Consider the following 25,921-nt stretch of genomic DNA (forward strand, 5'->3'; position numbering starts at 1 on the left):
GCGTAGTCTCTGGGTTGTCAAACCCTAACGATTCCCGGCGTTAGCGCGCCGGTGGAGACCACGCCATGACGAAGACTACCACGAAGCCTTCCTGCGTTCAGCCCGAGGCTATGCGCCGGCGCGGCCTTGCTGCTGCCCCAAATCGGGCGTGCGATCTCGATGGCATCTTCCTGAGCCATACAGGTGTCGACAAGCCCTTCGTGCGTCAGCTCCGCAAGGACCTCATGGCCCATGGCGTGCCGCGCGTGTGCCTGGACGAAGCCGAGATCGACATTGGCGATTCGCTCATCGCCAAGATCGAGGAGGCATGAAGCTCAGCCGATACATCGCCGTCGTGTTGTCGTAGAAGTCGATCGGCGCGCCCTGGGTGAAGAAGGAACTGGACGTGGCGATGAACAGGGAGATCGCCAGCGGCGAGGTCGTGGTGCTGCCGCTGCTCTACGAGGAGTGCGAGCTGCCTGAATTCCTGAAGGGCAAGCTCTACGGCGACTTCTCGAAGGCCGAGGACTATGAGGCCGTCTTGGGCAAGCTATTGCGGCGGCTTCGGATAACCTGATGAGCGAGGCGGTGATCGGCCCGAGCGCCGCAATGCTCGATGCGATGGCCGACTTGTGGCGGGGCCAGTTCCGTCGCGCGAGGACTTTCTGGATGGCCTGCTCGATGCGGGGGCTCCGTTGATCTAGCAGTCTGTCGGAGTTAAGGATTTTGCGCAATTATTGCAAAGAAGGCGTTCAAAAGCAGTAATAATACTGCTTGCATTTACGTTTCTGCGCATCATTGTTTCAATTCTCGTTCGATTTTGGTCTAACTCCGACAGGCTGCTAGCCGGACGACAGCAAGCCGCCGATTGCAAACTGTCAGAAAACTGCGTATATTTCTGACAGGAGATCAGCATGCAACGGATGAGCGAACAGATTTTGGCGCATGCGGGCGGTTTGCCCGAGGGTACGCCCGTGTCCGCGAAGAGCTTACTTCACCTCGGCAATCGGGCTGCGGTGGACCAGGCGTTGTCGCGCCTGGCGGAACGTGGCCAGCTGATCCGCGCTGGTCGCGGTGTCTATCTGCGTCCCGTGACGAGCCGGTTCGGCACGCGGTCGCCTTCGGTGGAGCAGGCGGTCGAGGCGCTCGCCAGCCAGCGTGGCGAAGTCATCGTGTCCAGCGGTGCGGCGGCCGCCAACACCCTTGGCCTCACGACACAGGTTCCGGTCCGCTCGGTCTATTTGACCTCGGGCCGCACCCGCAAAATGAATCTCGGCAAGCAGGTGGTCGAACTGCGGCACGCACCGCGCTGGCAGCTCGCCTTGGCCAATCGGCCGGCCGGTGAGGCGGTCCGGGCGCTGGCTTGGCTTGGTCCCGAGAAGGCCGAGGCGGCGCTGTTGGCTTTGAAGCGCAACCTTCCGCAGACTACCTTCAACGAGCTGGTGGCGGCGGCGCCGCAGCTTCCGACTTGGCTCGCCCGCAGCGTGGGAAAGGCGGCGCATGGCTGACGCATTCCTCAGCCTTGCGGCCGCGGATCGCCGTGAAGTCTTGGGCGTCGCGGCCGACCGATCCGGGCGCCCCGCGCACCTGCTCGAAAAGGATGCCTGGGTGGTCTGGGCGCTTGCCGCCCTCTATGGCTCGCCCCTCGGCGAACACCTGGTCTTCAAGGGCGGCACATCGCTGTCGAAAGCCTATGGGGTCATCCGTCGATTTTCCGAGGACGTCGACCTCACCTATGACATCCGCGCGCTTGCCCCCGACCTGGTGGGCGACAACGGCGAGGCCTTGCCGAAGACCCGGAGCGAGGAAAAGCGCTGGTCGAGCGAAGTGCGCAAGCGACTGCCCGAGTGGGTGGCGGGAACGGCGCAGCCGACCATCGCGAATGCGCTGGCCAGCGAGGGATTGTCGGCCGCGGTCCGCGTCGAAGAGGACAAGCTGTTCATCGACTACGAGGCGACGGCGACCGGTTCGGGATATGTCGCGCCAAGCGTGATGCTCGAGTTTGGGGCGCGTTCAACCGGTGAGCCGGCAAGTCCGCGCGATGTCGTCTGTGACGCGGCAGGCTTGGTGGAGGCTGTTGAATTTCCCACCGCGCGGCCGCGCGTTATGCACGCCGAGCGGACGTTCTGGGAAAAGGCGACAGCGATCCATGTCTTCTGCCTGCAGGCACGGCTGCGCGGCGACAGGTTCGCGCGTCATTGGCACGACATCGCCCGGCTGGATGAGGCTGGCCTGGCGACCTCTGCATTTGCGGACAGAGAGCTCGCCCAAGCGGTCGCGCGCCTCAAAAGCATGTTTTCGCCGAGAAGGCGGCCGACCGCGAACCGATCGATTACGCGGTCGCGGTCAACGGCCGCCTGCGTCTTGTGCCCGATGGCGACGCACTGAAGGCGCTGGAAGACGATTATCTTCGTATGGTCGAGGACGGGCTGCTGCTGGAGGAGGCCGAGCCCTTCGAGGCGCTTATGGCGCGATGCGCCGACATAGCCGCGCGGGCCAATCGCGTGGGCGCATAGGGGGAAGATGCTGACTCGAGGATCGGAATGGCGACGGTGGGAGCCGCATATTCACGCACCGGGCACCGTCATGAACAACCAGTTCAGCGGTCCCACGGCGTGGCACGACTATCTCACCGCGTTGGAGCAGGCCACGCCCGTGATCGAGGCGATCGCGGTCACCGACTATTATGTGACCGACACCTATGAGGAGGTGTTGAGTCAAAAGGCGGCCGGGCGACTGCCGGCGGCCAAGCTGATCTTTCCCAATGTCGAGCTGAGGCTCGATGTCGCGACCGCCAAAGGCGGCTTCGTCAACCTCCACCTGTTCGTCAGTCCGGAGGATCCTCAGCATATCGAAGAGTTGAGGCGTCTGCTGTCGCGCCTGCGTTTCAACGTCATGCAGGATCATTTCGACTGCACGCGCGCGGACCTTATCCGGCTTGGCAAGAAGGCCGATCCGGCTATCACCGACGATCGCGCGGCGCTGAGTTATGGGGCCAACCAGTTCAAGGTCAATTTCCAGCAACTGCGTGACCTTTTCACCGGAAACGGCTGGGCGAAGAAATACATCCTGATCGCGGTGGCTGGCGGCGCCACAGACGGTACGTCGGGCGTGCGCGAAGCTGCCGACCAGACGATCCGGCGTGAAATCGAAGGGTTCGCCGACGTCATTTTCGCCGGCAGCCCTGCGCAGCGGGAGTTTTGGCTCGGCCTGCGGGATCTTGGCCCGGAGGAGATTCGGGCACGCTATGCCGGCCTGAAACCCTGCCTGCACGGGAGCGATGCCCACAAGCTTGACGATGTGGCGTCTCCGTTCGGAGACCGCTTCTCGTGGATCAAAGGGGGTCTGGAGTTCGACGCCCTTCGGCAGGCGTGCATCGACCCCAGCGGCCGCGCGCATGTCGGCGCCGAGCCGCCCGGGTCGGCCACGCCGTCGCAGGTGATCTCGGAAGTCCGCGTGCTCGACGCCCCCTGGATGACGACGCCCGTCATTCCGCTTAATCCGGGCTTGGTCGCGATCATCGGCGCGCGTGGTTCTGGCAAGACCGCACTCGCCGACATGATCGCTGCGGGCTGTGACTCCATCCCTGACGAGTCGTGGAACGCGGAGGAATGGGCCAATCCGTCCTTTCTCGTGCGCGCTCGACCGCTGATCGCAGACGGGAAGGTGAAGGTGAGTTGGGCGGCCGGGGAACCCAGCACGCGCGCACTCGACGGATCGGATGCGAACGGACCCTACAGCTACGAGCGCGTCCGATATCTGTCGCAGCAATTCGTCGAGGATCTGTGCTCGTCAAGCGGCCTGACGGACGGCCTGCTGAGGGAGATCGAGCGGGTGATCTTCGAGGCACACCCCGATGACGCACGGGACGGCACATTGGACTTTGAAGAGCTGCTGGAGCACCGCGCGTCCCGGCATCGTCTCGCTCGTGATCGTGAAGCCGAGGCCGTCTCGCAGATTTCGGAGCGGATCGGCGCCGAGCTGGAGAAGGAAAAGTTGGCCGCGACCTATGAGGCGCAGGCCGCGCAGAAGAAGAAGCTGGTCGAGGCCTACACCGCAGACCGTGCGAAGCTCGTGTCGGCCGGCAGCGAAAAGCGAGCCCAGCGCCATACCGACCTTGCTGGAGCGGCCAACCAAGTCCGGTCGAAGCTGAGGCACTTTGCCGGCCAGCGACAGACCTTTCTTGCCCTGCAGGACGAGGTGAAGGACCTGCGTCGCAACCAAGCCCCCGAGATGTTGCGACAGGCGCAGACACGTCATACCCACAGCGGCCTGTCGGCTGACCAGTGGGCGGCTTTCTTGCTGGACTACAAAGGCCCGGTCGACAGCGATCTCGCCGACTATGTGAAGTGGGTGGACGGCAAGATCGCTGCCCTGAAGGGGACGACGCCGGCGCTGGGCGATCCGAACACGCCGTATTTTCCAGACGACACCGATCTCTCCACGCTGTCACAGGCGGTCCTCGACGCGGAAATGGCGCGGCTGGAGAAGCTGGTCAGCGCGGACAAGGAAACCCAGCGGCGCTACACCGCGCTTTCGGGCAGCATCGCGACCGAGACCGCGGCGCTGCAAACGCTGACCGAGAAGGCGACCGACGCGAAGGGCGCCAAGGATCGCGCGCGCGACCTGCAGACCCAGCGCGAGGAAGCCTATGGCAGGGCCTTCGATGCGCTCGTCGCGGAACAATCGGTGCTAGCAGATCTCTACGCACCGCTCATGGCGCGGCTTGCCGTCTCGTCCGGCACGTTGAAGAAGCTGTCGTTCTCGGTCGCGCGCGTGGCCGATGTGGAGCAATGGGCGAACGAGGCCGAAGACGGCCTGATCGACCTCCGCAAGGCTGGCGCGTTCCGGGGTAAGGGCACATTGCTGCAAAAGGCAAACGAGGTGCTCAAGAGCGCGTGGGAGACCGGCGATTCCGCAGCCGTCATCGCCGCGATGGCGGAGTTCCGGCGGCTCTACCAGAGGGACCTGCTGGACCATTCCCCGGTCGCGCATACGGATCAGGCGGAATTTCGACTCTGGTCGAAGCGCTTCGCCCAATGGCTTTTCAGCACCGATCATATCGCGATCCGCTATGGCATCGACTACGACGGCGTCGATATCCGCAAGCTGTCGCCCGGCACCCGCGGCATTGTTCTTCTGCTTCTCTATCTGGCGCTGGATGACAGCGACAACCGGCCGCTGGTGATCGACCAGCCCGAAGAGAATCTCGATCCAAAGTCGGTCTTTGATGAGCTCGTTCACCTCTTCGTCGAAGCCAAGTCCCACCGTCAGGTGATCATGGTGACGCACAATGCGAACCTGGTGATCAACACCGATGCGGATCAGATCATCATTGCCGAGGCGGGACCGCATCCACACGGCTCCCTGCCGCCGATCTCGTATCGGTCGGGCGGTCTGGAGAACGCGGAGATCAGGAAGGCGGTCTGCGACATTCTCGAAGGTGGAGAGGGCGCCTTCCAGGAACGTGCTCGCCGATTGCGCGTGCGGTTGGAACGATAATGAGGTCAATGAGAAGAACAAATAGGCTGAGGCTATGGCCTGCGTAATGTAGGCGAAGGGGGGGAACTATGTTCTTGAACGATCAGGAGACGGCGACCGATATCCTCTACTACGAGGCCATCGCGAAGACAGTCGTCACCCTGATCCGCAAGACGCCCGACGCGCCGGTGACGATCGGCGTCCACGGTGATTGGGGCGCAGGCAAGTCAAGCGTTCTCAAAATGCTGGAGGGCGCCTTCGCGGAGGACGATCGTGTCCTCTGGCTTTGAAGCTCAACGGCAAGGATGACCGCCTCAACGCGCAGGACTTCCTTGCCCTGGCGCGGACGATTGGCTTGACCGCCGGTGACGCCGGCGCGGCAATAACTGAACTCGCCGCGCGGCTGGCCGAGCGCGCGCTTACGCTGCGCCTGCCTGATTTCGCGGGCCACGCCGAAGCGGCAAAATCTGCGCAAGAGAAGCTGATCGCCATTGTCAGTGAGCGATCCGCAGCCATCGCCGGATAGCGAATAGAAGTGAATCCACCCAACCCACAGCGTGAGCGCGACCTTGGTCCGAGCTAGGGTTCCAGGCGAATTTGAAGCTCGGCGAGGTCTTCGGCCGCTATGTCCGTTCCCAACAAGCTGTGGAGATATTCCAGCAGGTCCTCTTGGCGTGGCTGTCCAAACGCGAGCCGATAGACCGTCAGGCTGCGTTTCAGCCATTCGAGACGGCGGATCTCGCGGCTGAAGGGCAGCATGGGAACGCGACGCTCCACTTTCACGGGGCCTTCGTAAATCCAATAGGGAATGAGATCGGTATCGACGTCAGTTTGCGCTCGTGCGGCATCGAACATTGTCTTCCAAGGATCTTCCGAAGCCGAGGCGTGGCCGCGAACGACATCGATTTGCCGATGTGTTCGACTCGCCGCCGGCCTTGAGAGCGTTCGCAAGGCGATTCTCGAGGGCGCGGGCTTCGGCCGCAAGCTGTTCAGCGCCGCTGCTCGAACTCTCCAAAATCTGGAATAGCCATGGAATGAACAGCATATAGCGCAGCCGCGTCTGGATTGTGCTGGTGCCCGGAAAGAGGTGATCGGCAATGGAATCACGGATGCCGCCCAAGCCGAGTTCGTCACGGCTCTCCCTTTCCTGGAACAGCGCCATGATCCGCTGCGCACGCTGGCGCTCGGCTTCATCGAAATCAATCCAGGCTAATGATGACACGCGCCGTTCTCCGTTCGCGTTTCTAGGCGGCGCTGGCCCCAGAGACTGGAGAGGGCGAAACCGGCAGCACCAAACCCGATGTCACCAGCACGATCAGCCCGCGTTCGGTGCCGGTCATATCCAGATAGTTCCGGACCTGTGCGCGGTAGTGCTCGATCGTTTCGGGGCTGGGCTGGACATCGCTTTTCCAGTCGATGACGGCCTGTGGCTTGCCATCCTCACCAACGCTCGTCGCGTCGGTGATGCCGGCCGTCGCCTGTTCCAGATTGTCGGCGAACAGAGAGGCATAGACCGGAAACTCCGGCGCGAGGGTTGGACGAAGCCGAACGATGTCCGGCAGGGCCAGAGTGCGTGTGACGCACTCCGCGAGTTCGACTGGCGAGAGACCCTTGGCGGGGTCATCGACGACGGGCTTTCCGATCGCAACGACGAGGGCGCGCGCTCGCTCGGTTAAAGCCGTCACGGTGTCGGCGGTTTCGCCGGTCAGCACTTCCTCGAGGAGCTTGTGGAGGATGAGGCCGCGTTCACGCCCACCCTGGATCGCGGCCGGGACTTCGGCGCTGCTCGGCTGATCAGAATCGCTCGACGCCCACACCTCCGCCGCTTCGGGCTGGAGCAGAAGTCCCGTGCTATTTTCGTCACGGCTGGGGGCCAACCAGAGCAGGCGGCGGTGACTGTCGGCGATCGCGGCAGCTTCTTCGGCAAATTTCTCGCGGGTCTGCAGATTAGGTTGAACCGCCGCCGCTGCGCCCATGTCGGCCGGGAGGTGCGAAAGATCTAGCGCTGGCAGATCAGCGATCGACAGATCCAAAAGCGAGATCCAGGCTGACTTCGACGGCGCGACGTCGAGCCGTGGCAGGACCAGCAGCTCGCGCGCCCTGGTGGCGGCGACATACCAGAGCCGGATCCGCTCGCGGTCGAGCTCGGCTTTCTCGGCATCGCGGGCTTCGTCATATCCAACTGGATGAACGCCGAAGACGGGGCAATAGAAGATGTCGTTGTCACGGTCGGTGACCGCGCTTTCCGGCGCCATGATCCCCGTCATCGTGTTCACCGGCACGACGATCGGCCATTCCAAGCCCTTGGCGGCGTGCATGGTGTAGAGTGCAACGGCTTCTTCCTGGGCGTCGGGTCGACCTTCGACCGCGCGCGACTCATCGGTCCACGCGGCTGTGATTGTCTCTGCGAAAGCTCGTAGGCCACGCACCGCATAGGCCGTCGTTAGGCTCAGATAGAGATCGACATTGGCCAGCGCGCGCTCAGCCTGCCCACGATGACGTTCCAGCAGGATCGGGCGCACCCGCATCACGTCGACCGCTTGAGACAATAGATCGTGGGGCGTGGTGCTGTTCGTCCGACGATAAAGCGCTCGCAGCTTCTCGATGGTAGCCCGCGCCAGCGGGTGTGCAATGCCACTGGTATCCACACCAAGATCGAGTCGGGGCAGCATGTCTGGATAGTCTTCCGAACGCGGCAGCGCCCAGATGATGTCGAGCAACTCCTCCTCTGTCAGTCCGACGAGCGGACCGCGCAGCAGCGCCCCCAAGGCAAGAGTGTCGCGGCGGTCGGCCAGCACACGGGTCAGAGCGATGAGGTCTTGGATCTCCTGACGGCGAAAGAGGCCCTTGCCCGCCTGTGTCGCGACCGGGATGCCGCGACGTTCGAGCGCCTCTTCATAGCGCCACAGATCACTACCAGTGGGCGCAAGAAGAGCAATGTCGCCCGGCCGGCAGATGCGGCTGACACCGCTGCGGCGATCAATGATCATTTCGCTGCCGATCAGCCGGACGCACATTTCGGCGACGGCGTCGGCTTCAGCGTCGCGCTGCTGTTCGGCTGTGGCCTTGCCGTTCTCGTCGGCGACGGCGACGTCGAGGGCGGCGACGCACAGCGCCTCGCCACGATCAGCATGGAACGGATCGAGCGCTGTGAAGCCAGGTTGCCCGTCGCTCGAGAGCAAGGCTTCAAAACGCTCGTTCACATAAGTGAGAATGGGGGCACAGGAGCGGAAGTTGGTTGAGATCGATAGGACGCTGTCTGGATCCTGCGCGAGAAACGCATCACGCGCTCGCACATAGGCGCTGACGTCGGCTCCGCGGAACCGATAGATCGCCTGCTTGGGGTCGCCGACAAGGAACAGCGCGCCAGGGAGGATGCGGAAAGCGGTCCAGTCGCCCGTCGCACCTTCAGCCGGTGGCTCGCCGCACAGGCGCCAGAAGATTTCCGTCTGAAGCGGATCAGTATCCTGGAACTCATCCACAAGGACATGGGCAAAGCGGCCCGCGAGGGAGCGACGAACGTCGTTGTGGTCACGCAAGAGGCCGCGGGCGGCAAAGATCAGGTCGTCAAAATCGAGCAAGGCGGCCGAGCGCTTGTGGTCACGGAAGCGCTGTAGAACTGGCTGCACCTGGACGATCACGTCAGACAACACACGGCTGGCGATATTTTGGACCATTTGCCTCCAAGCTTCGCAGCACGTGGCGTAGTGGCCTTCGGCCGCTGTGTTAAGGCGCTCGCCGTCCGCCTTGGCCAAGCCTTCGCGCTTGGCCGCTTCGGCCCATTTGCCTTTTTTCTTATATGCGGAAAACGTACCGCTCTTGGTGCAAAGGTCACGGTGTGGCCGTGACACCAATAAGCGGACCAAACCCGCAGGGGTCTCCGCGGTCGGGCCAGCGTCAATCTCCCGCGCCATTTCCGAGAAGCGTTGGGCGATTGCGACCGTCTCTGGCTCGACCGCCGGCGCCGTGCGGATGAACGCGGCGAACGCGTCGGCAGCGTCGCGGAAAGCCTGAAGGTGGAGCGTCAGCGGCGATACTGGCTGGGCCGATACTGTGCGCCGGCGGCGCAGGTTCGCGACGATTTTATGGATCAGTCCGACAGTTTCGCCGGGATCCTGAAGAACCATTTCAGCGATGATCCCGCCTTCACCTCCCGACAGTTGCTCGCGCAGCCAGGTGTCCACAATCTCGACAAAGGCGAGGTCAGCCTGGTTGCGATCCATCACGCTTGCACCCGGATCAATATCGGCCTCGACCGGATAGGGCTTGATCAGGCGCTGGCAGAAGCCGTGGATGGTCGAACAGGTGATCTCGTCGATCGACGCGCTCGCCGCCAAGAGATGCGCTTGCTGAACTTCTGACAGGCCGGCAGGCAACGCGACGCGCAGCTCCGGCGCGATATGTCCAGCTGCGAGGTCGCCGACGAAGTCGCGTACGCGGATCAGCAACTCGCTGGCCGCCAATTCGGTGAACGTCACCGCCGCGATGGATTTCGGCGCGATGCCCTCGGCCAACATCACTGCGATGCGACCCGCCATGACGGCGGTTTTGCCGGAGCCGGCGCCTGCTTCGACCAGGATTGAGCGATCATGCACGTTGATCGCGTCGCGTCGGGCTGCATCATCTCTGAGCGCTTTGGTCGCGTCGATCATCACTTGGCCTCCCAGACATGTACGGCGTCGCCAAAACGTTCGGTCGCGGCCGAAAGCTTGCGCTTGCAATAGGTTGCGCCAGCGTTCGCCGGGAGGGCGAAGGCCAGATCGTCAAAGGCGCCGCCAGTGTCAGGTCCGATCAAAGCGTTGCCTGCTGTCAGATTTGCGCGTGCTGCTTTCAGATAACCGGTGATCTCGATCAGCGTGGCTTCGGGGTCTTCAAGCTGGAGATTGATCTGGTCGCGCGGGTAAAGAAGGGAGGCGCTGATCGAGATATCCGCACCCAGCAACGCCTTCACAGCGAAGGCGTACAGGCACCGCTGCAATTCCCGCCCTCCGTCGAGGCTAATGCTGTGCCTGGGGGGGCGACCGGTTTTGTAGTCGCGAACCAAGGCGCGCTGACCATCACCGGAGATGTCGAGACGGTCGATGTATCCGGCGATACGGAACCCGGCGTCCGGAATTTCGACGACCATGGTTGGATTCCAAGGGGCCTCGGCCGTCGATTTGGCGGTCGCACCGCCAAACGGGACTTCCCCGTAGGCGCGCGCACCCGGCAGAGGCTCATCGCGGTACGTAAGCGCACGGCTCGTCAGAAGGCGCGCTTCATCGAGCGTTCGGCGCCAGATCACATTGGGCGGGACAGCTCGCTCGCTTTCCCAGACAACGGCGACCTCGTCGGCGGCGCTGCTCACCGCTGTCGCGATCTGGGTTTCGCTGGCGTGGCCGAGGCCGCCCGCCGCTTCCAGTTTTTGGAGGGCGAGGTCAAGCGTCATGTGAACCAGGTCGCCCATGCCGAGCGCGTCGAGAACAAGCGGATCCGTCCCGCTCTCGGGCGTGCGCATGTGCATGGCATAGACCCAGACAAAGCCGAGCGGATTGCGTAGCAAGCGTTTGAGCGAGCTGGCTGACTGCATCCGGTCCAGAATGGCCAGAAGCAGGGGGTGGTCCGCGCGAACCAGGCCGTCATGGGGCGTGATTTCTTTGCGGTTCCAATTGCGCCAGCAGGTCCAGGCGCTGATCGCCTGCGGCTCATGGGCGAACTCCTCAGGCCGCGCCATCAGTCGATCGGTCTCGCTGAAAGCATGGCCTGGGACGGCGTTGCGGCGGACGTAGATCTCAGCACCTTGGCCACCGAGCAGGGAGCTGCGTCCAAGAAGCCGGCCCTCGCTGTCACGGCGCGAGCGAGACAAGACAACCTGGCCCGCGGTGGTCGCCAGAATGGTTTCGAAATCACGGCGATCGGCTGCACCGACCGGGAGCGGATCAAGCTCGCTGGTGGGAATGATATGGTCCGAGATCAGGCGATCCTCGGAGATGGCGCGCGGCCAGCGCGAAGAGTTGAGACCGATCAGACGGACGAACGGGCGCGGCGATGCCGCCAGCGCACTGGCCGGCATCCAGGCGACGGACACACACGCTTCCAGGCCGTCATCCTGCTTCAGGGTCTCCAATGTCGCGTCGAGTGACCCGGAGGGGCCGGCCAACAGCGCCTTGCGCCAGATCTCCAAGGCCCGTCTATTCAGAAGCGTTGATCCGATTTCCGCCGCCGCGCTTGAGCCCTTGGCGAGAATGGCGACGATGCCGCGTAAGGTCGGGGCGTGATCCTTACCGTCCGGCCAGTCGGCCGGGGTCAATCGATCAAGCAGGCGGGTCCATGCCTGTGCCGACGCCAGCGGTGCATCGGTCGGCAGGACGCGCATCCAACCCGCGGGCAGGGTCCGGAACGGTCCCGTTTCCGAGCTACATAGGGCCGCCAGACGGCGCATCCGGGTCTGAGACAGGCCCCGTATGATGATGTCGGCGAGCGCGGCGGCTGCTTGGCCGTCGCGGGTCGTCGTGACTTTGACCCCGTGGACGAAGTGCAAATCGATGTTGGCGTCGGCGCGAAGCGACAGAAAATGATCGTCGTACTCTCCGGGCGATGCCGCAGCGATCGCGATGTCAGCGGGCTGGGCTTCACCGGATGCCAGAAGAGCGCGGGCCCATCGGATCGCCTCGATGGCTTCATGATAGGCCGTGGCGGCGCTGACGGCGTTGATTTCCGGAGTCTCTGGCTTTGATCGTAAGACAACGACGTCGGTCCGCTCGAGCCAAGCGGGCGCGGAGCGTGGTCCAGCGGTCCATTGCACGGGCGTATGATCGGTCAACGCTTGGAGCAACGGTCGCCAACAGGGCGAAAGCTCCGTGATGCCGATGATCTCGACCGGCCCGAGAATCTTGGGGGCATGATCAAGCCGCCGGCAGGCTGCCGCTACGATATCGGCCGGTCGCATCATGGCGGGCGGCAGTTGTGCCAGAACCGCAGATTCGAGACGCGCGATAGAGTCGAGGCGGGGATGGTCGTCAGCCCTCGCGGCGAGATCGATGCCGGCCCGCCAAGCCTTGTGGAGTGTGTCTGCAGCGGCATCAACCATGCCCGGAAGCAGCTTGATGCTCTCCAATTCGCCAAGCGGTGTTGCGGGCAAAACTGCCTGAATCGCTGAGCGAAGGCTATCATCGTCGATCGCCGACGCGAACCCGCCCGCCATGCGGACCGCTAGTTGCTCGAAAGACAGAATCTGTAGGCCGTGACGCCGCTTGCGCGCGGCATCGAGCCTTACCTCGCGCATCGCCAATCGGCCGTGGACGACGATCGTTCGCCGGTTTGAGATGCTCATCGCTGATCGCCTTTTGCCAATTCTTGCTGGGGTGCTGGATGAGCGACGGCGAAACAGAGGCTTCGGCAGCTTCTGCACGAGCGGGAATTGCGAGGTGTATGCGAACTGGCGCCTGGGCCTCGTAGTAGAGGAGATCCGTCGCCGTCTCGTGATCGTGCAGGAACATCGTCTTCCCCCACTTGGCCGCGCCAAACGGCTCCACTCGGCCAGCGCATCAATCTTGCCCGCGGCGCAACCGTTAGCGACCAGCACCTCCGTGGACAGTGAGTGATTCCGCGTCCCGAGGACTCAACGGTCGTCAGCCAGGTTGTCAGATGCATTGAGTAAATCATTGTCGTTTATGCCATGTAGCTCGCTTCACTGTCTTCCTCTTGCCGAAGCGTCTGAAGTGCTACCTTGTTCGCAGTCGCTTTAAACCTGTCGATGAATTCGGCCCTATCGGCATGCTCCAGCGAACGATCATCTAGTCGGGCATCGATGAGAAATTGTCGGAGTGCATTCCGCACGGCGATGTCATCACGTGAGCCGCGGCGATTTCGTAAGAGATCTTGAGCGGAGAGCGACTGTGCACGCTCCGCCAGCCTCTCTGGAGCGAACACTGGGTTGCGTTCCTCAGCGCTTCTCGCGATCAAGATCGTGCGCACGCACCAGAGGGCCCGCTTCGTCAGGAGCTGCGGGTTCAGTTCGGCACCAAAGCTGACCAGGAACCACCCGAAGTCGCTGGCTCGCGAGATCTCGGCCGCATAGCTGGACCGGAATTGAAAGACTTGCCGGAGTCTCGGCAGATAGTTGTCCGGATCGATGAGCGGCTTCGCTTCCCGCACGAGGTGGCAGACGAATAGGTCGCCGTCGCGCGCGTCCTGTTCGAGCTGGCGCCAAGGGTAGAGAAAGAGGGAGAGGTTCCCGATCGAGACGTGGCGCGTCTCTTCATCGAGACCGATCATCAGCAGGTCGGTGTCTGAGCCTTCAGATTGATCGGCCCGAGCCAGGCTGCCGAAAAGCAAGGTGGCCGCTATCGGCATCTTTGCTTACCGGAAATGGTGATGCGATGGTGCGAAAGGAGAATGCGCTTCATCTTATTCGCCCCCGGTCGAGGCCCGCGCCAGCGCCTCGATCGACATCTGGCGCGACGACGCGCGCGCCTGGGTGACTTCATCGCGATTGTGCAGAACGATCTGTTGCTTCTCTGGCTTCAGCACGCCCGGCTCGACGTCGAGATTATACTCGCTCATTAGGTAGAAGCTGAGGCTTAAACGGCATGGCCGGATGAGCTTGCCGTCCGTCATGGCGTGCTCGCTTGCGACGGCAGCCTGACGTTCCGGCGGCAACCCCGGATTCGGACGAATCACGAGATTGATTTTCTGCGCCCACTCATAGTCGAGCGAGACGTCCACAGACGCTGGCCGGTGGTCGATGACCTTGGCGATCCGGTTGAGATTGTAATCTCGAAAATCATTGTGGTCGCGCGACCATGAGCGCACGTACCAGCGGCCGGCGCTATGGGCGAGTGCATGTGGTGCAATCGTCCGAGAAGGCTGCACCGAGCCCGTTAGCGACGCGTAATCGATGTCGATCTCCTGGTGCTTGCGGATTGCGTCGAGCACGCGCAGCAGCACTGCGGGGTCGGTTGGCCTGCGCCCTAGCGTGAGGACCTCGATCGGCGGGATGGCGTCGAACCAGGTGTCGCCAGGCCGCATCCAGCGGTTTTCGATCGCTACGAGCTGCAGAAGATAGCGCTCGATCGTCTCGCCGATGAACGCCGGCGCGAAGTCATCTGTTCGGATGTAGGCTTTCTCGGCCCGGTCATAACGGAGGTTGGCGGCGGCGATCTTCTCGTAGTGTCCGATGTCGGCCGACGCCTGCTGCGCCGAGATGCCGAACGTGGTGGCCAGGTCGCTGCGGTTGAAGCGGCCATCCCAAAAGAGCCGAAAATCGATGAATTCGAGCCGCCGTCGGACTCCCCAACGCAACCGTTCGCTTCCATCCTCCACTCCAAATCCTCCAAAAACACGATTCTGGCTGACTTATCGCGTCCAGTTACTTGACGCGATCAGGGGCCGTCCCCATATCATATGGACGGACGATGGGGGCATGGCAACCTCGCCGTTAAGCAGCGAGGGTCGCCTGAATGGAACCGTGTGAGGAAGATCAACAGCTTAGCGCCCCTTTTCGCGTCCTAAGCCTGGATGGCGGCGGCATGCGGGGCATCTATACGGGGGCCTTCCTCGCTCGTCTGACCGATCAGTTCGCGCGGATCCGAGGCGAATCGGCGCTCGACCTCGGCCGTGGCTTTGATCTGATCACTGGCACGAGCACTGGCGCGATCGTGGGCTGCGCGCTCGCAGTCGGACGGCCGATGATGGAAGTTGTCGCGCTCTATCGCGAGCACGGGCCGAAAATTTTTCCGCACAGGCTCACGGGCAAGCTCAGTGCGATCTATCGCGCTTCCCAAGGCGACCGCTTCGTGCGGGCGGGCGATCATGCGCTGCGGCAGGCCCTGACGGCGGTTCTCGGCGACGTCACTATGCTCGACGTCTTCGAGGGGCGTGGCATTTCGCTGTCCGTCCCGACAGTGCTGATGAGCGAGCATCGGGCCTGGGTGTTCAAGAAGACACCGAAAAGCGGCGTTCGCGACGATCGCTACCCGCTCGTAGATGTGTGCATGGCGAGTAGCGCCGCGCCGATCTACCGATCGCTGGCTGCGATCGACGACCCGAACACGCCAGGCGGACCGAAGCAGGTGTTCGCTGATGGCGGGTTGTGGGCGAACAACCCGATCATGGTCGGGCTTGTCGATGCGTTGACGATCGCCGCGCCAGAGAGGCCGATCGAGATCTTTTCGCTGGGAACCTGCCCGCGGCCCGAGGGCGATCACCTCGACGCTGAAAGTGCACACAGGTCGATGCTGGACTGGCGGCTTGGCGCTGACGTCGCGCCGCTCAGCATCTCGGCCCAGGAGTTCGCCTTCGATAACATGGCGCGGTTGCTTGCCAACGCCATCACGATCTGCGGGCGCTCGATCCGTCGGGTGCGGTTTCCCAACAAGCCGGTCCCCGCGAGCATGATGCCATACCTGGCGCTCGACGATACGCGGCCAGAGGCGATGGACCGCCTGATCGGCCAAGCCAACACCGACGCCGACCTGACCAAGAGCGCGTGCGACGACCTGAACAGCGAGGACGGCCGGATGATCCGGCGCCTCATGCTCGACCTGCCGGCGATGCCGGCGACCGGCGCGGTCTGGGACCGTGCCTCAACTCAGAACCTGAAAGGATAGTGATGTTCGACTGCGCCAAGGACGTCCGTGCGTATCACGACCAGGACGTGACTCTGCCCAAGAGCGAGCAGGATGCGATGCGCGACCGGCGCAACTCGAACCGCACCCGGCTGCGCAAGGGCTTGTCCGACGCCGGGAAACCGGCACCGATCGAGTTCGTCAAGCAGGGCAGCTACGCCATGAAGACGATGGTCCGCGACGCTGACAACGACTACGACATTGATGACGGCGTGTATTTCCGAAAGGAAGGCCTCGTCGGCGACCGCGGCGCCGAGATGACGGCGCTACAGGCCCGGCAAATGGTCAGGGACGCTGTTGACGAAGGGAAGTTCAAGCGGGCCCCGGAAGTCCGCTCCAATTGCGTGCGGGTCTTTTACGAAAAGGGTTACCATGTCGATCTGCCGGTCTACCGGCGGGTCACGACTTCGACGGTCTTTGGAGACGAGTCTCACTACGAGTTGGCCGCCAGCAGCGGGTGGAAGCGGTCCGACGCCCGCGATGTGTCCGACTGGTATGAAGACGAGCGGGCGAGATCTGCCGATGGCGTCCAGCTACGCCGCATTAACCGCGATCTGAAGAAGTACGCACGCAGCCGCTATAGCTGGCGGGGCGGCATACTCAGCGGATTCGGCATCACCGTGCTGACCACCGAGCGCTTTCGCGTCAGCGACCGCGAGGACCGAGCCCTCTACGATACGATGGTGGCGATCCGCGATCGGCTGAACTGGAACCTGCAGGTGGCTCACCCGGTGACGCCGGGCGATTACATCACCAGCGGGACGGACGACGCGAAGGCCCGCTGCTTCCGCGAGAAGCTTACGGAGGCGATCGACACGCTGGCACCGCTCTTCGACGCGGACTGCACGCGCGAGAAGGCGCTCAAAAGCTGGGACAAGGTGTTCGCCACCACCTTCTTTAGCGAGCGGTTGGAAGAGGAGCAACGCGCGTCCGTGGCCGCACCGGCCATCATCGGCTCTGCCGCCTTGTTGAGTGCGACGGCCGCGGCTGCTAGCGCGGTCAGCAGCGCCGGCGGCGGCCGTCATGCATGAAGACTGGCTACCGCTCGGCTGGCGACAGGCGACGCTTCGCCTCGAAGCGACCCTGCGCGAGCGGGCGGGCCAGGCGCCCGAGCGTGTCGACCGTGCGACCGTTGCCGCAGATTATCCCGGACGCGACTGGATCGTCGCCGCGTGGCGCATCAGCGTTGCCTTCTCCGACGGCGTCACCCGGCGGATTGACGTCGTGGCCGGCGCCCAGTTCATGGCGACGCCGGTCAGGACCGCGCTGGTTGATCACCCCGATCCGATGACGTGGCCCCACGTCGAGGGCGACGGCATCCTGTGCCTGTTGCCGAACATGGCGGAGTGGGATCCCGACGATCCTACGGAGGTCGCCATGGACCTCTTGAATCGCTCAGTCCGACTGATCGAGGAGCTGCTGGAGGGCAGCATCATCGAGCACGACTTCCGCGAAGAGTTCGTTACCTATTGGGGCTACAAGGCGCATTCCCGGGGCGAGAACCTGTTCAGCCTGATTACGCCCAGTCCGCCATCGCGAGCCGTGCAGGTCTGGCGCGGGAAAGGCCTTGAAATCGTCGGCGAGGACAAGGACGCGATCGCCGACTGGGTGCGTCGCCGCTTCGGGGACAAGACGCCTGTGAAGACCGAAGCAGCAACCCTCCTATGGCTCGACACGCCGCTGTTGCCCGCCGAATACCCGGAAACTGCGGCCGATCTCTACCGGCTAGCCGAACGGCTGGGGCCGGATGCGAAGTCGGCGTTGGAACAGTCCGCGAGTGGGGAGCCTGACGAGGTGTTGGCGCTGCTCGGCGCAATCGGGCGCGGCGGTGCCGCACTGATCGGCGCGAAAGCACTTAATCCGAAGCGGCGCAAAGCGCGGCCGCGTGCCCCTGACGAGCCGTTGTCCGTTGGTTTCCGGCCTCACCACACTCCGCAGGAGCTCTTTCTCGGACGCTTCTTCGGAGCAGTCCCAGTCGTCAGAACCCTCGTGCAGCGTGCTGACGCCGACTGGGTGCATGGGCGCGGACGGGACTCCCGAACGGGACGGCTGCTCGGCGCGACCGCTGTGGTGGTCGGCTGCGGCTCTGTGGGCGCCCCGGTCGCCTGCGCCTTGGCCCAGGCTGGGGCCGGACGCATTGTGCTGGTCGATCCGGAGGTGCTGAGTTGGGCGAATGTCGGACGCCATCCGCTCGGCGCGGCAGACGTAGGGCGCAACAAGGCCGAAGCCTTGGCCGAGCGGCTGCGGACAGACTATCCGCACCTGACCGTTGAACACCGCGCTTGCGGCCTGCATCACCTGATCTCGCACGAGGCGGAGCTGCTTGCCGTTGCGGATCTGATCATCGCGACGACCGGAAACTGGGTCGCTGAAAGCGCGCTAAACCGCTGGCATGTCCGGCAAGGGCGCGCTCAGCCGATTCTTTACGGTTGGACGGAAGCGCAAGCCTGCGCCGGCCACGCGGTCGCGATCGGTAAAGAAGACGGGTGCCTACAATGCCATATCGGCCGCACCGGCGCGCCGGACCTGACGGTTGTCGAATGGCCCAACGGGGGAGACGTTCACCAGGAGGAGCCGGCCTGCGGCGCGCACTATCAGCCGTATGGGCCGGTGGAGCTGGCCTATGTGACGGCCATGATCGCCGAGGTCGCGCTCGATTGCCTGCTCGGCCCGCCTGATCGTTCCTTCAGTCGTGTGTTCGTCGCAGCGCCGCGCCGCATCTCGACGCTTGGCGGGCGGTTGACAGAGGCGTGGCGCTCGGCCTTCGGCGATGGCGACAGCGGCGTACGGACCGTCGATCGGCCGTGGCTTGCTGTCGGCTGCGCGGCTTGTGGACCAGGATGTCTGGACGAACCCGCCTGACGCCAGCCGGGGGCTAGACCGCAACCTCAGCATGAAGGTGATATGTTAGATATAACGCGCCTATTCGAATGGGGGCCTGCCCGTGGGAGTTGCGCTAGAATCCGTGTTGCCGAACCTCAAAATGGGCCTGGAAAATACCGGGTTCATCTTCGGCGCCGGCACGTCATTTGAGGCGGGATATCCACTCATCAGTGGGTTGACCACAATCGTCGTCGATGGACTGAACACCACCGAGCGGCAGACCCTTGATGATGTCTTGGGGACCGCAGGCAAGCCTTACGACAGCACAAAAGCGTCGCCCAACATGGAAGAGATCGCCGATCTGGTCACAGAGCATTCGATCAATTCGGGAAGCGGATCATCTTCGGCCCTCGTAGCGCGTCTCCGCGCGCTCGTGACCGAGGCAATTCTTGGGGTGACCACCCCCAAGCTAGATAACCACATGCGCTTCCTTAAATTATTGAAACAGCGTGCGTTTGGACGGGCCGCTTGCATCTACATTTTCACCACGAACTACGATGTCCTTTTTGAGCTCGCTGGGGCCGAAGCTGGTGTCGTTGTCGAAACGGGCTTTATAGGGTCCGTCGAACGGTTCTTCGACCATCAACGCTTCTCGTTGGCATGCGGAGCGCTCCAGCCGCAAAGCCGGTTTACTGAACATCCGGTTCTCACGGTGCGCCTCATCAAGCTCCATGGATCAATCTCCTGGATTGCCCGCGACGGCCAGGTATTCGAGCGGCATCCCGGTGCAATCGCCCCATCAGAGAAGCGCGTCATGGTGTTGCCGAGGCGTCGAAAGGTCATCGACACGCTGATGGCGCCCCATGATCAGCTCTTTGGCTTAACCAGCCGGACGATCGGAGCGGATTGCAAGTACTTAGCAACCTGCGGCTTTAGCTTCGGCGACGATCACATCAACCAAGACCTTCTCGCCCCACCGCTGGCGGGTGGGAAAGCACGCGTGTTTGCATTCTGTGCGGAGGAGACCAAGGGCATAGCCACGCTTCGCGGCCTAAAAACCTTCAGTGCCGGTTTCCAAACGGGCGGGATTAAGGAAGGGATTGACCATACGGACGGGACGGACTGCTGGAAATTCAGCCGGTTCGTCGATTTGTTCGAATAAGGGGGCAAAAATGAATTATCGCGTCGGCAAAGTGGTGGCGGTAACAGGCGACGAAATCCTTGTCTCCCTCGTCGAACATGATGGTTTGGAGCCACCCTCGGGTGTGCCAAGCAGTATGACTGTCAACGTGCCCAGTCCTGCTGGACCGGTCCCCCTGCTCATCGGCCAGCCAGGCACATTCGTATTGGTGTCGCTACCCGCCGGATACCTTCTGTGCATGGTGACCGGCATCCAGATGAAAGAGGAGCGGATCGGATCCGCTGAGGTGAAGGCAGCCGCAGAAGAGAGCGTCCTGCTATTGGATCGCGTGACCCGCACTCTATCGACTGTACCGGTCGGCATGCTCACCGCCACCGGTGACTTTGAGCGCGGAACCGATGTTATGCCGACGGTAAACGCGCCGGTCTTTGCGGTTGAGCCGCAAACGATCGACAAAATCTACCAGAGCTATGCGGAAGGAGACTTTTCGCTCGGCAAGCTATCGCTTATTCCCGACCAGCCCGCCAAAATAAATCTCGACGCGTTTCTAACGAGACATGCGGCCATCCTTGGGCAGACGGGCGGCGGCAAGTCTTGGACCGTGGCATCCGTCATCCAGAAGATGTGCGGATTTCCCCAGTCGACAATTGTTCTGTTCGACCTGCATGGAGAATACGGCTCGACGTTCGGCGCCAGCGCCGATGTGATTCCGGCATCCGACCTCGAGCTGCCCTACTGGCTTATGAACTCGGAAGAGCTGCTCGGGCTGATGGTCGATCGCAGCGAATCGGCTGCCCCAAATCAGATAGCTAAGTTCAAAGAGCTGCTGCAGGCGGTGAAGGAATCTGATCCGGAAAATAAAAAGCTGGGAATACCGAAAATCACCATCGATACCCCGGTTCATTTTAACTTTGACCAGCTGATCAATGAATTCCGCAATCTGGATACGGAACGGGTTACTGGATCCTCTGGGAGGGAAGTGAACGGACCGCTATATGGACAATTTACTCGACTGCTTATGAGGATCGATTCTCGGCTGAACGATCGCCGATACGATCTGATATTCAAGCCGAATAAATACGCCACCAGCGCGTCGATGGACGACCTATTCCGTCAACTGCTCGGCGAGAAAGCGGCCGACCGCAAGAAGATCGTCGTAGTCGATTTGAGCATGACGCCCTTCGATGTTCGGTCGTCGGTGATTTCGCTGATCCTTCGGTGTTTGTTCGACTTCGCCTATTGGTACAGACGCGTGAACAAGGAGCGCTATCCGATCGCAGTGTTTGCCGATGAAGCCCACATCTATCTGTCTGATGACGATACGGCTTCGGAGGCAGCCCGGCGCTCGGCAGAACGCATCGCGAAAGAAGGACGCAAATACGGCATAAGCCTGACCGTCATCAGCCAGCGACCGCGCGAACTCTCAAGCACGATCCTGTCGCAATGCGGCAGCTTTCTGTGCCTGCGAATCTCCAATCCCGATGACCAGAGCTACGTCCGCAATCTCCTGCCGGACTCCGTCCGCGGGATCACGGCGATGTTTTCGACACTGCGTCGGGGTGAGGCGATCTTGCTGGGCGATTCGGTGATGATGCCCACTCGCATCAGAATTGATCGTCCCAATCCGCCTCCAGAGAGTGACGACGCGTCGTTCGCCAAAACTTGGGCGAAAACGCCCACACCTCTGGACGTCGCGTCCGTGCTCAAGGCCTGGCGAAATCAGGCGGCGAGCTAGCGCGCTGGTAAGCACTTGAAACAGTGGACGTAGCATCTGTGGCAAACTCCCGAATCCGCTCCTGCTTCATCACCGCGCCGGCCGAGGCAAGGTTGGACGTGCTCACGGATGTGCTCAAACAGCGCAACATTCGCGTCATCGGTCCCAACGCCATCGGAATGGGCGACGACTTGGAAACTGAGATTTCCAAACTTCTGACCAGCGCGGATTTGATTATCGGCGTACTGACGCGGTCGCGGCGCTCGGACTGGACTCTATTCGAGCTTGGCCACGCTTGGGGCCAAGGGAAGCAGATCTTGCTATTTGCTCCTCCAGACAGCGCCTACATTCCATCGACCTTGCGCAGGTTCCTCACCGTTCGGGCTAATCTGTCCAATAGGGAGGCTATCGCCTTCGCCATCGACCAGCTTCTCGCGGCGCCGGAACCCAGATTGTCATTGGTCCGTCAGCCGAAGGAAAAGCCCCCTCTGGGCAGTTCGGCCAACCGCTACCTCGCGGGCAGTCTGCCGATGATCACGTCGGTCAATACGCTTGAACTCGAATCTCTTGTCGCAAGCGCCCTTCGAGAGGCGGGAGTCGAGGTTCTGGCACAGTCGCAAGCGATCGACCGCGGCGCCGACTTAGCGATCTGGTCAGACGAACTGCAGCCCTTCGTCGGCAACCCCTTGCTCGTGGAAATCAAGGCGCGATTGACGTCGTCGAAGGGTGCGGCGGCGACTGCACAGCAGCTTTCGAAGTATGTTGCCGCGGCGGGCGGACTCTGGGGCTTACTCTTATACGGAGAAGGCCCGAAAGACCTGGGTTCATTGCCTCCAAACGTCTTGGCCCTGTCGATCGAAGCGCTGTTTACGCGCCTGCGCGCCGAGTCATTTGACCGGATCGTTCGCGATCTTCGGAACAGGCGTGTTCACGGGATTGGCCTGTAGTGCCGGCAATCGATCAAGCGCGCGTCGATGCCTTCATCGACACCGGGCTCAATGCTGCAACCACGGCAGAGCAAGGACGAGCGCTCGAGGATTTGATTTGCTACGTCTTTGGCCTCGTTCCTGGCATCGCAATCACGCACCGCAACGCGATGAACGCCTTCGACACGGAAGAAATCGATGTCGCCCTTTTCAACGAGGACATCTTATCACTTCCCAACATCATTCTGGTCGAGGCGAAGAACTGGTCGAACCGGGTCGGGAGTGCCGAGGTCGCATGGTTTCTGACTAAGCTCCAAAATCGAGGATTGGATTTCGGAATCCTCGTCACCACGCGGGGGATCACCGGCGACGCCACCGAGCAAAGTCGAGCCCATGCCCAGGTTGCCGCCGCCCTTATTCAGAAGCGCCGTCTCATCGTAATCACGACAGATGAGCTTCGGGGGCTCGCGGATAGCGATGGCTTGGTGAAGCTGATCAAAACCAAACTGTGCGACCTCGCCGTAACCGGAACGATTGCGTGATCGGAGCGCATGCCAGCGTCGGAGCGCTCGGCCGTCCCTCGCGGGGCCAACCATCTTACGGAGATTGATTTGCATGGTACGCATACGATGAAGGCCGCGTGATTGGCGCACGCGCGAGGGCACGGCGGGCTCTATGATGGCGTTACGTGAAGCTCAGGCGGCCTGCTGATCGGCGGGCTTGTCGGCTTGGCGCAGGCGCCTCCATTCCCAGGGCAGCAGTTCGTGCAGACGCGATATGGGAAGATCGGCGATACGGGCGAGGATGTCGGCGAGCCAAGCTTTCGGATCGACGTCGTTGAGGCGACAGGTCGTGATCATCGTCAGCATGACGGCGGCCCGATCGGCGCCGCGCTGGGAACCGGCGAAGGTCCAGTTGCGCCTTCCCAACGCGATGCCTCTCAATGCGCGCTCGGCACAATTGTTGGTCAAGCAGATCCTGCCATCGTCGAGGAAGCGGGCGAAGTCGGTCCAGCGCCTGAGCATGTAGTTGATCGGCTTCAAGACCTCGGCGGAGCGAGAGAGGGTTTCGCGCTCACGCAGCAACCAGGCATGCATATCGTCGAGAAGAGGTTTGCTCTTTTCTTGGCGCACGGCACGCCGCTCGTCGGTGCTGTGGCCGTTGATGTCGCGCTCGATCTCGAACAACGCATCGAGGCGCCTGACCGCCTCCAGCGCGATCGGGGAGACCGGCTTGCCCTTCTTGCCTTCCCGGGCATTTTTCTCGATGTCGGCGAGCTCGAAGAAGCCGCGCCGCGCATGGGCGAAGCAAAACGCCGGCGTGATCGGCAGCGCCTTTGTCTTCGGGTCGAACAACGGCTCGAAGCCATTGTAGCAGTCGGCCTGCAGGATACCGGCGAACCCGGCCAGATGCTTTTGCGGGTGCTCGCCGCGTCGGTCGCCCGAGGCGTAATAGACCGCCGCCGGTGGCGCCGGCCCGGCGAAGGGTCGGTCATCGCGCACATAGGTCCAGATCCGCCCGGTCGTGCACTTGCTCTTGGCCAGGATGCGGATGGTGGTGTCATCGCCGTGAAGGCGCTCGGCCGCGAGCACATGGCGCTCGATCATATGGAAGAGCGGCATGACGGCGAAGGTCCCGTGGCCGACCTGATCGGCCAGCGTCGACAGCGGCAAGTCGATCCCTTCGCACTTGAAGCGCGCACTCTGGCGGTTGAGCGGCGTGTGCATGCCGAACTTATCGAACAAGATCGTCGCCAGCAACTGCGGGCCGATGAAGCCGCGCGGCGTGGCATGGAACGGTGCCGGCGGCTGGGTGATCGTCTCGCAATCGCGGCAGGTGAACTTCTCGCGCACCGTCTCGATGACCTTGAAGCGGCGCGGACTCTCCTCCAGCGTCTTGGTCACATCCTCGCCGATCTTGGCCAGCCGCGACCCGCCGCAGCAGGCGCAGGTCGTCGGCGCCTCGATGACGACGCGCTCGCATTCGATGTCGTCCGGCCAGGGCTTGCGCACCGGTCGCTTGCGCGTGAAGGCGCGCACGGTCTGAGCCTTCGCCGCTGCCGCCTGCGCGGCAAGCTCGTCCTCGCTCGCCGTGGTGACGAGGTCTTCGAGCTCCAATTCCAACTGTTCGATCAGCCGTGCCGTGCGCTCGGAGCGCGGCCCGTACAGTTCGCGTTTGAGCTTCTCGATCCGCAGCTCGAGATGGGCGATCAGCGCCTCGGTGTCCGACAGCTTCGCCCGCGCGTTGGCCGCTTCGGCCTGCCAGTTGGACGCCTGCGCGACGGCCACATCGCGTTCGATCTGCAACGTCTCACGCTCTGCCAGCAGCGCCATGTAGGCGCTCACGAGGTCCGAAGGAAGAGCAACCGGCTTCGGTGTCATGAAGCCATTCAAGCAGATCTGGCTGTAAATTCAATCGTAAAGTGCTATCCGACCCGCGTCGGACGCCAGGTTTCTTGAGGATTCCGCCAGTCTATCCCAGATAAGAGATAGCTCAACTGCGCCGTTGATATCGTAACGCTTCCATCTGCCAGAGATGGCCAGATAAAGCGACCGCGCTCAAGGCGCCTCGTGAACAGGCACGAGCCTTGTCCATCATGCCAAATGACCTTCAGGAGGTCACCATTTTTACCGCGAAAGCAAAAAATATGACCGCTCAGCGGATCCTTCTTCAAGATCTCCTGTACGCGTAAAGCCAGGCTCGCAAAGCCGCAGCGCATGTCGGTGTGTCCCGTTGCCAGCCACACCCGCACTCCCGTCGGTACAGAGATCATCAGCGCCGCCTCGCCATCCCAGTGGCGATTGCCACGATCAGAGTCGCCGAAGATCCCGAAGGAAGCCGAACCGTCACACCGCTGCCGGAGGCGATCTCGATCCGGTCGTTCACGCCGTCCAGCACCGGCGCTGGATGTTCCAGTGGACAATCCAACTCCGGCACTGGTGCTGGAAGTGCCGTCGGGGGATCGGCGACAAACGAAACGGAAACGAAGCCCGCCGGCTCTGCCGGACCGAACAGGCGATCACGCCAGCGATAGATCTGTTGGGCCTGGATCCCGTGGCGCTTGGCCGTGCCGATCACATTGCCGCTCGTCGCGGCTTCTTTGACGATGGCCCGTTTCTCATCACGGCTCCACCGCCGGCGCCGGACGTACTCTTCATCCTGATCCACCAACCAGCCCCCAGCACTGCTGCCGGCATCAGTGCCGGATCAGCCTGCGGCGAAACTGGCCGGGACGACCGCATCAGACAAG

At 62.5% G+C, this 25,921-nt stretch carries 23 protein-coding genes and 1 pseudogene; 15 read left to right on the plus strand and 9 right to left on the minus strand.

Going from position 1 to position 25,921, the window contains the following annotated elements; translation table 11 throughout:
* Positions 1 to 65: 65 nt before the first annotated feature.
* From F1193_RS17260 to F1193_RS17460, 8 genes and pseudogenes are all read left to right on the plus strand, one after another.
* Positions 66 to 311, plus strand: a complete 246-nt coding sequence (locus tag F1193_RS17260) for a toll/interleukin-1 receptor domain-containing protein (protein WP_210247331.1) — start codon at positions 66 to 68, stop codon at positions 309 to 311.
* 56 nt (positions 312 to 367) lie between these two features.
* Positions 368 to 556: a toll/interleukin-1 receptor domain-containing protein gene (locus F1193_RS17265; RefSeq protein ID WP_210247332.1), complete on the plus strand. Its 189-nt coding sequence runs from the start codon at positions 368 to 370 to the stop codon at positions 554 to 556.
* Positions 556 to 678: a hypothetical protein gene (locus F1193_RS17640; protein ID WP_281287232.1), complete on the plus strand. Its 123-nt coding sequence runs from the start codon at positions 556 to 558 to the stop codon at positions 676 to 678. The genes F1193_RS17265 and F1193_RS17640 overlap by 1 nt, the downstream gene beginning before the upstream one ends.
* A 215-nt stretch (positions 679 to 893) precedes the next feature.
* The gene (locus F1193_RS08680) at positions 894 to 1,487 is read left to right on the plus strand and encodes a DUF6088 family protein (protein WP_150097285.1); all 594 of its coding nucleotides are present in this window, start codon (positions 894 to 896) and stop codon (positions 1,485 to 1,487) included.
* A pseudogene (locus F1193_RS08685) lies at positions 1,480 to 2,495 on the plus strand (nucleotidyl transferase AbiEii/AbiGii toxin family protein). The gene F1193_RS08680 and the pseudogene F1193_RS08685 overlap by 8 nt, the downstream one beginning before the upstream one ends.
* Positions 2,496 to 2,502: 7 nt before the next feature.
* Positions 2,503 to 5,481 carry a TrlF family AAA-like ATPase gene (locus tag F1193_RS08690; protein WP_150097286.1) on the plus strand — a complete coding sequence of 993 codons (2,979 nt, stop codon included), beginning with the start codon at positions 2,503 to 2,505 and terminating at the stop codon, positions 5,479 to 5,481.
* A gap of 74 nt (positions 5,482 to 5,555) precedes the next feature.
* Entirely contained in the window at positions 5,556 to 5,750 is a 195-nt protein-coding gene (locus F1193_RS17455) for a P-loop NTPase fold protein (RefSeq protein ID WP_246164227.1), read from the plus strand.
* Positions 5,747 to 5,986: a hypothetical protein gene (locus tag F1193_RS17460; protein ID WP_150097287.1), complete on the plus strand. Its 240-nt coding sequence runs from the start codon at positions 5,747 to 5,749 to the stop codon at positions 5,984 to 5,986. Before F1193_RS17455 ends, F1193_RS17460 begins: the two co-directional genes overlap by 4 nt.
* 53 nt (positions 5,987 to 6,039) lie before the next feature.
* Here the strand turns inward: F1193_RS17460 and F1193_RS08705 are convergent, their stop codons facing one another.
* The 6 genes from F1193_RS08705 to F1193_RS08730 all read right to left on the minus strand — a co-directional run bounded on the left by F1193_RS08705 (position 6,040) and on the right by F1193_RS08730 (position 14,763).
* A complete protein-coding gene (locus F1193_RS08705) occupies positions 6,040 to 6,315 on the minus strand; it encodes a hypothetical protein (RefSeq protein ID WP_210247333.1) in 276 nt (91 codons plus the stop codon).
* The gene (locus F1193_RS17275) at positions 6,287 to 6,682 is read right to left on the minus strand and encodes a DUF6361 family protein (protein ID WP_210247334.1); all 396 of its coding nucleotides are present in this window, start codon (positions 6,680 to 6,682) and stop codon (positions 6,287 to 6,289) included. Before F1193_RS17275 ends, F1193_RS08705 begins: the two co-directional genes overlap by 29 nt.
* A 22-nt stretch (positions 6,683 to 6,704) precedes the next feature.
* The gene (locus tag F1193_RS08715) at positions 6,705 to 10,112 is read right to left on the minus strand and encodes a UvrD-helicase domain-containing protein (protein ID WP_150097288.1); all 3,408 of its coding nucleotides are present in this window, start codon (positions 10,110 to 10,112) and stop codon (positions 6,705 to 6,707) included.
* Complete coding sequence (locus F1193_RS08720; RefSeq protein WP_150097289.1) at positions 10,112 to 12,772, minus strand: PD-(D/E)XK nuclease family protein; 2,661 nt, start codon at positions 12,770 to 12,772, stop codon at positions 10,112 to 10,114. The genes F1193_RS08715 and F1193_RS08720 overlap by 1 nt, the downstream gene beginning before the upstream one ends.
* Positions 12,773 to 13,110: 338 nt before the next feature.
* Positions 13,111 to 13,794 carry an anti-phage Hailong system nucleotidyltransferase HalB gene (gene halB / locus F1193_RS08725; protein WP_150097290.1) on the minus strand — a complete coding sequence of 228 codons (684 nt, stop codon included), beginning with the start codon at positions 13,792 to 13,794 and terminating at the stop codon, positions 13,111 to 13,113.
* 54 nt (positions 13,795 to 13,848) lie between these two features.
* Positions 13,849 to 14,763 carry a helix-turn-helix transcriptional regulator gene (locus tag F1193_RS08730; protein ID WP_150097291.1) on the minus strand — a complete coding sequence of 305 codons (915 nt, stop codon included), beginning with the start codon at positions 14,761 to 14,763 and terminating at the stop codon, positions 13,849 to 13,851.
* 137 nt (positions 14,764 to 14,900) lie between these two features.
* Here F1193_RS08730 and F1193_RS08735 point away from each other — a divergent pair, with 137 nt between their 5' ends.
* From F1193_RS08735 to F1193_RS08765, 7 genes are all read left to right on the plus strand, one after another.
* Entirely contained in the window at positions 14,901 to 16,049 is a 1,149-nt protein-coding gene (locus F1193_RS08735) for a patatin-like phospholipase family protein (RefSeq protein WP_150097292.1), read from the plus strand.
* A 2-nt stretch (positions 16,050 to 16,051) separates the two neighbouring features.
* Positions 16,052 to 17,098 carry a cyclic GMP-AMP synthase DncV-like nucleotidyltransferase gene (locus tag F1193_RS08740; RefSeq protein WP_150097293.1) on the plus strand — a complete coding sequence of 349 codons (1,047 nt, stop codon included), beginning with the start codon at positions 16,052 to 16,054 and terminating at the stop codon, positions 17,096 to 17,098.
* Positions 17,091 to 18,929, plus strand: a complete 1,839-nt coding sequence (locus F1193_RS08745) for a ThiF family adenylyltransferase (RefSeq protein ID WP_150097294.1) — start codon at positions 17,091 to 17,093, stop codon at positions 18,927 to 18,929. Before F1193_RS08740 ends, F1193_RS08745 begins: the two co-directional genes overlap by 8 nt.
* Before the next feature lie 103 nt (positions 18,930 to 19,032).
* On the plus strand, positions 19,033 to 20,052 hold the full coding sequence (locus F1193_RS08750; RefSeq protein WP_150097295.1) for an SIR2 family protein: 1,020 nt from the start codon (positions 19,033 to 19,035) through the stop codon (positions 20,050 to 20,052).
* Positions 20,053 to 20,062: 10 nt separating this feature from the next.
* Positions 20,063 to 21,766, plus strand: coding sequence for an ATP-binding protein (locus F1193_RS08755; RefSeq protein ID WP_150097296.1), 1,704 nt, complete (start codon positions 20,063 to 20,065; stop codon positions 21,764 to 21,766).
* Between the two features lie 92 nt (positions 21,767 to 21,858).
* A complete protein-coding gene (locus F1193_RS08760) occupies positions 21,859 to 22,692 on the plus strand; it encodes a TIR domain-containing protein (protein ID WP_170263468.1) in 834 nt (277 codons plus the stop codon).
* Positions 22,692 to 23,213, plus strand: coding sequence for a restriction endonuclease (locus tag F1193_RS08765; protein ID WP_150097298.1), 522 nt, complete (start codon positions 22,692 to 22,694; stop codon positions 23,211 to 23,213). Before F1193_RS08760 ends, F1193_RS08765 begins: the two co-directional genes overlap by 1 nt.
* 153 nt (positions 23,214 to 23,366) lie before the next feature.
* Here F1193_RS08765 and tnpC read toward each other — a convergent pair whose 3' ends face one another.
* From tnpC to F1193_RS08780, 3 genes are read right to left on the minus strand one after another with little or no spacing between them, the layout of a single operon-like run.
* Positions 23,367 to 25,052 carry an IS66 family transposase gene (tnpC, locus tag F1193_RS08770; RefSeq protein WP_150097299.1) on the minus strand — a complete coding sequence of 562 codons (1,686 nt, stop codon included), beginning with the start codon at positions 25,050 to 25,052 and terminating at the stop codon, positions 23,367 to 23,369.
* Positions 25,053 to 25,096: 44 nt separating this feature from the next.
* Positions 25,097 to 25,444: an IS66 family insertion sequence element accessory protein TnpB gene (gene tnpB, locus F1193_RS08775; RefSeq protein WP_150097300.1), complete on the minus strand. Its 348-nt coding sequence runs from the start codon at positions 25,442 to 25,444 to the stop codon at positions 25,097 to 25,099.
* A complete protein-coding gene (locus F1193_RS08780) occupies positions 25,444 to 25,839 on the minus strand; it encodes a transposase (RefSeq protein ID WP_170263471.1) in 396 nt (131 codons plus the stop codon). Before F1193_RS08780 ends, tnpB begins: the two co-directional genes overlap by 1 nt.
* Between the last annotated feature and the right edge of the window lie 82 nt (positions 25,840 to 25,921).

The organism is Blastochloris sulfoviridis, from assembly GCF_008630065.1.
GTDB classification, from domain to species: Bacteria; Pseudomonadota; Alphaproteobacteria; order Rhizobiales; family Xanthobacteraceae; genus Blastochloris; species Blastochloris sulfoviridis.

Coding starts and splice junctions, on each gene's coding strand:
- F1193_RS17260 (WP_210247331.1), top strand. CDS start 66: ATGACGAAGACTACCACGAAGCCTTCCTGCGTTCAGCCCGAGGCTATG.
- F1193_RS17640 (WP_281287232.1), top strand. CDS start 556: ATGAGCGAGGCGGTGATCGGCCCGAGCGCCGCAATGCTCGATGCGATG.
- F1193_RS08680 (WP_150097285.1), top strand. CDS start 894: ATGCAACGGATGAGCGAACAGATTTTGGCGCATGCGGGCGGTTTGCCC.
- F1193_RS08690 (WP_150097286.1), top strand. CDS start 2,503: ATGCTGACTCGAGGATCGGAATGGCGACGGTGGGAGCCGCATATTCAC.
- F1193_RS08705 (WP_210247333.1), bottom strand. CDS start 6,315: ATGTTCGATGCCGCACGAGCGCAAACTGACGTCGATACCGATCTCATT.
- F1193_RS08715 (WP_150097288.1), bottom strand. CDS start 10,112: ATGATCGACGCGACCAAAGCGCTCAGAGATGATGCAGCCCGACGCGAC.
- F1193_RS08720 (WP_150097289.1), bottom strand. CDS start 12,772: ATGAGCATCTCAAACCGGCGAACGATCGTCGTCCACGGCCGATTGGCG.
- halB (WP_150097290.1), bottom strand. CDS start 13,794: ATGCCGATAGCGGCCACCTTGCTTTTCGGCAGCCTGGCTCGGGCCGAT.
- F1193_RS08735 (WP_150097292.1), top strand. CDS start 14,901: ATGGAACCGTGTGAGGAAGATCAACAGCTTAGCGCCCCTTTTCGCGTC.
- F1193_RS08740 (WP_150097293.1), top strand. CDS start 16,052: ATGTTCGACTGCGCCAAGGACGTCCGTGCGTATCACGACCAGGACGTG.
- F1193_RS08745 (WP_150097294.1), top strand. CDS start 17,091: ATGCATGAAGACTGGCTACCGCTCGGCTGGCGACAGGCGACGCTTCGC.
- F1193_RS08755 (WP_150097296.1), top strand. CDS start 20,063: ATGAATTATCGCGTCGGCAAAGTGGTGGCGGTAACAGGCGACGAAATC.
- tnpC (WP_150097299.1), bottom strand. CDS start 25,052: ATGACACCGAAGCCGGTTGCTCTTCCTTCGGACCTCGTGAGCGCCTAC.
- tnpB (WP_150097300.1), bottom strand. CDS start 25,444: ATGATCTCTGTACCGACGGGAGTGCGGGTGTGGCTGGCAACGGGACAC.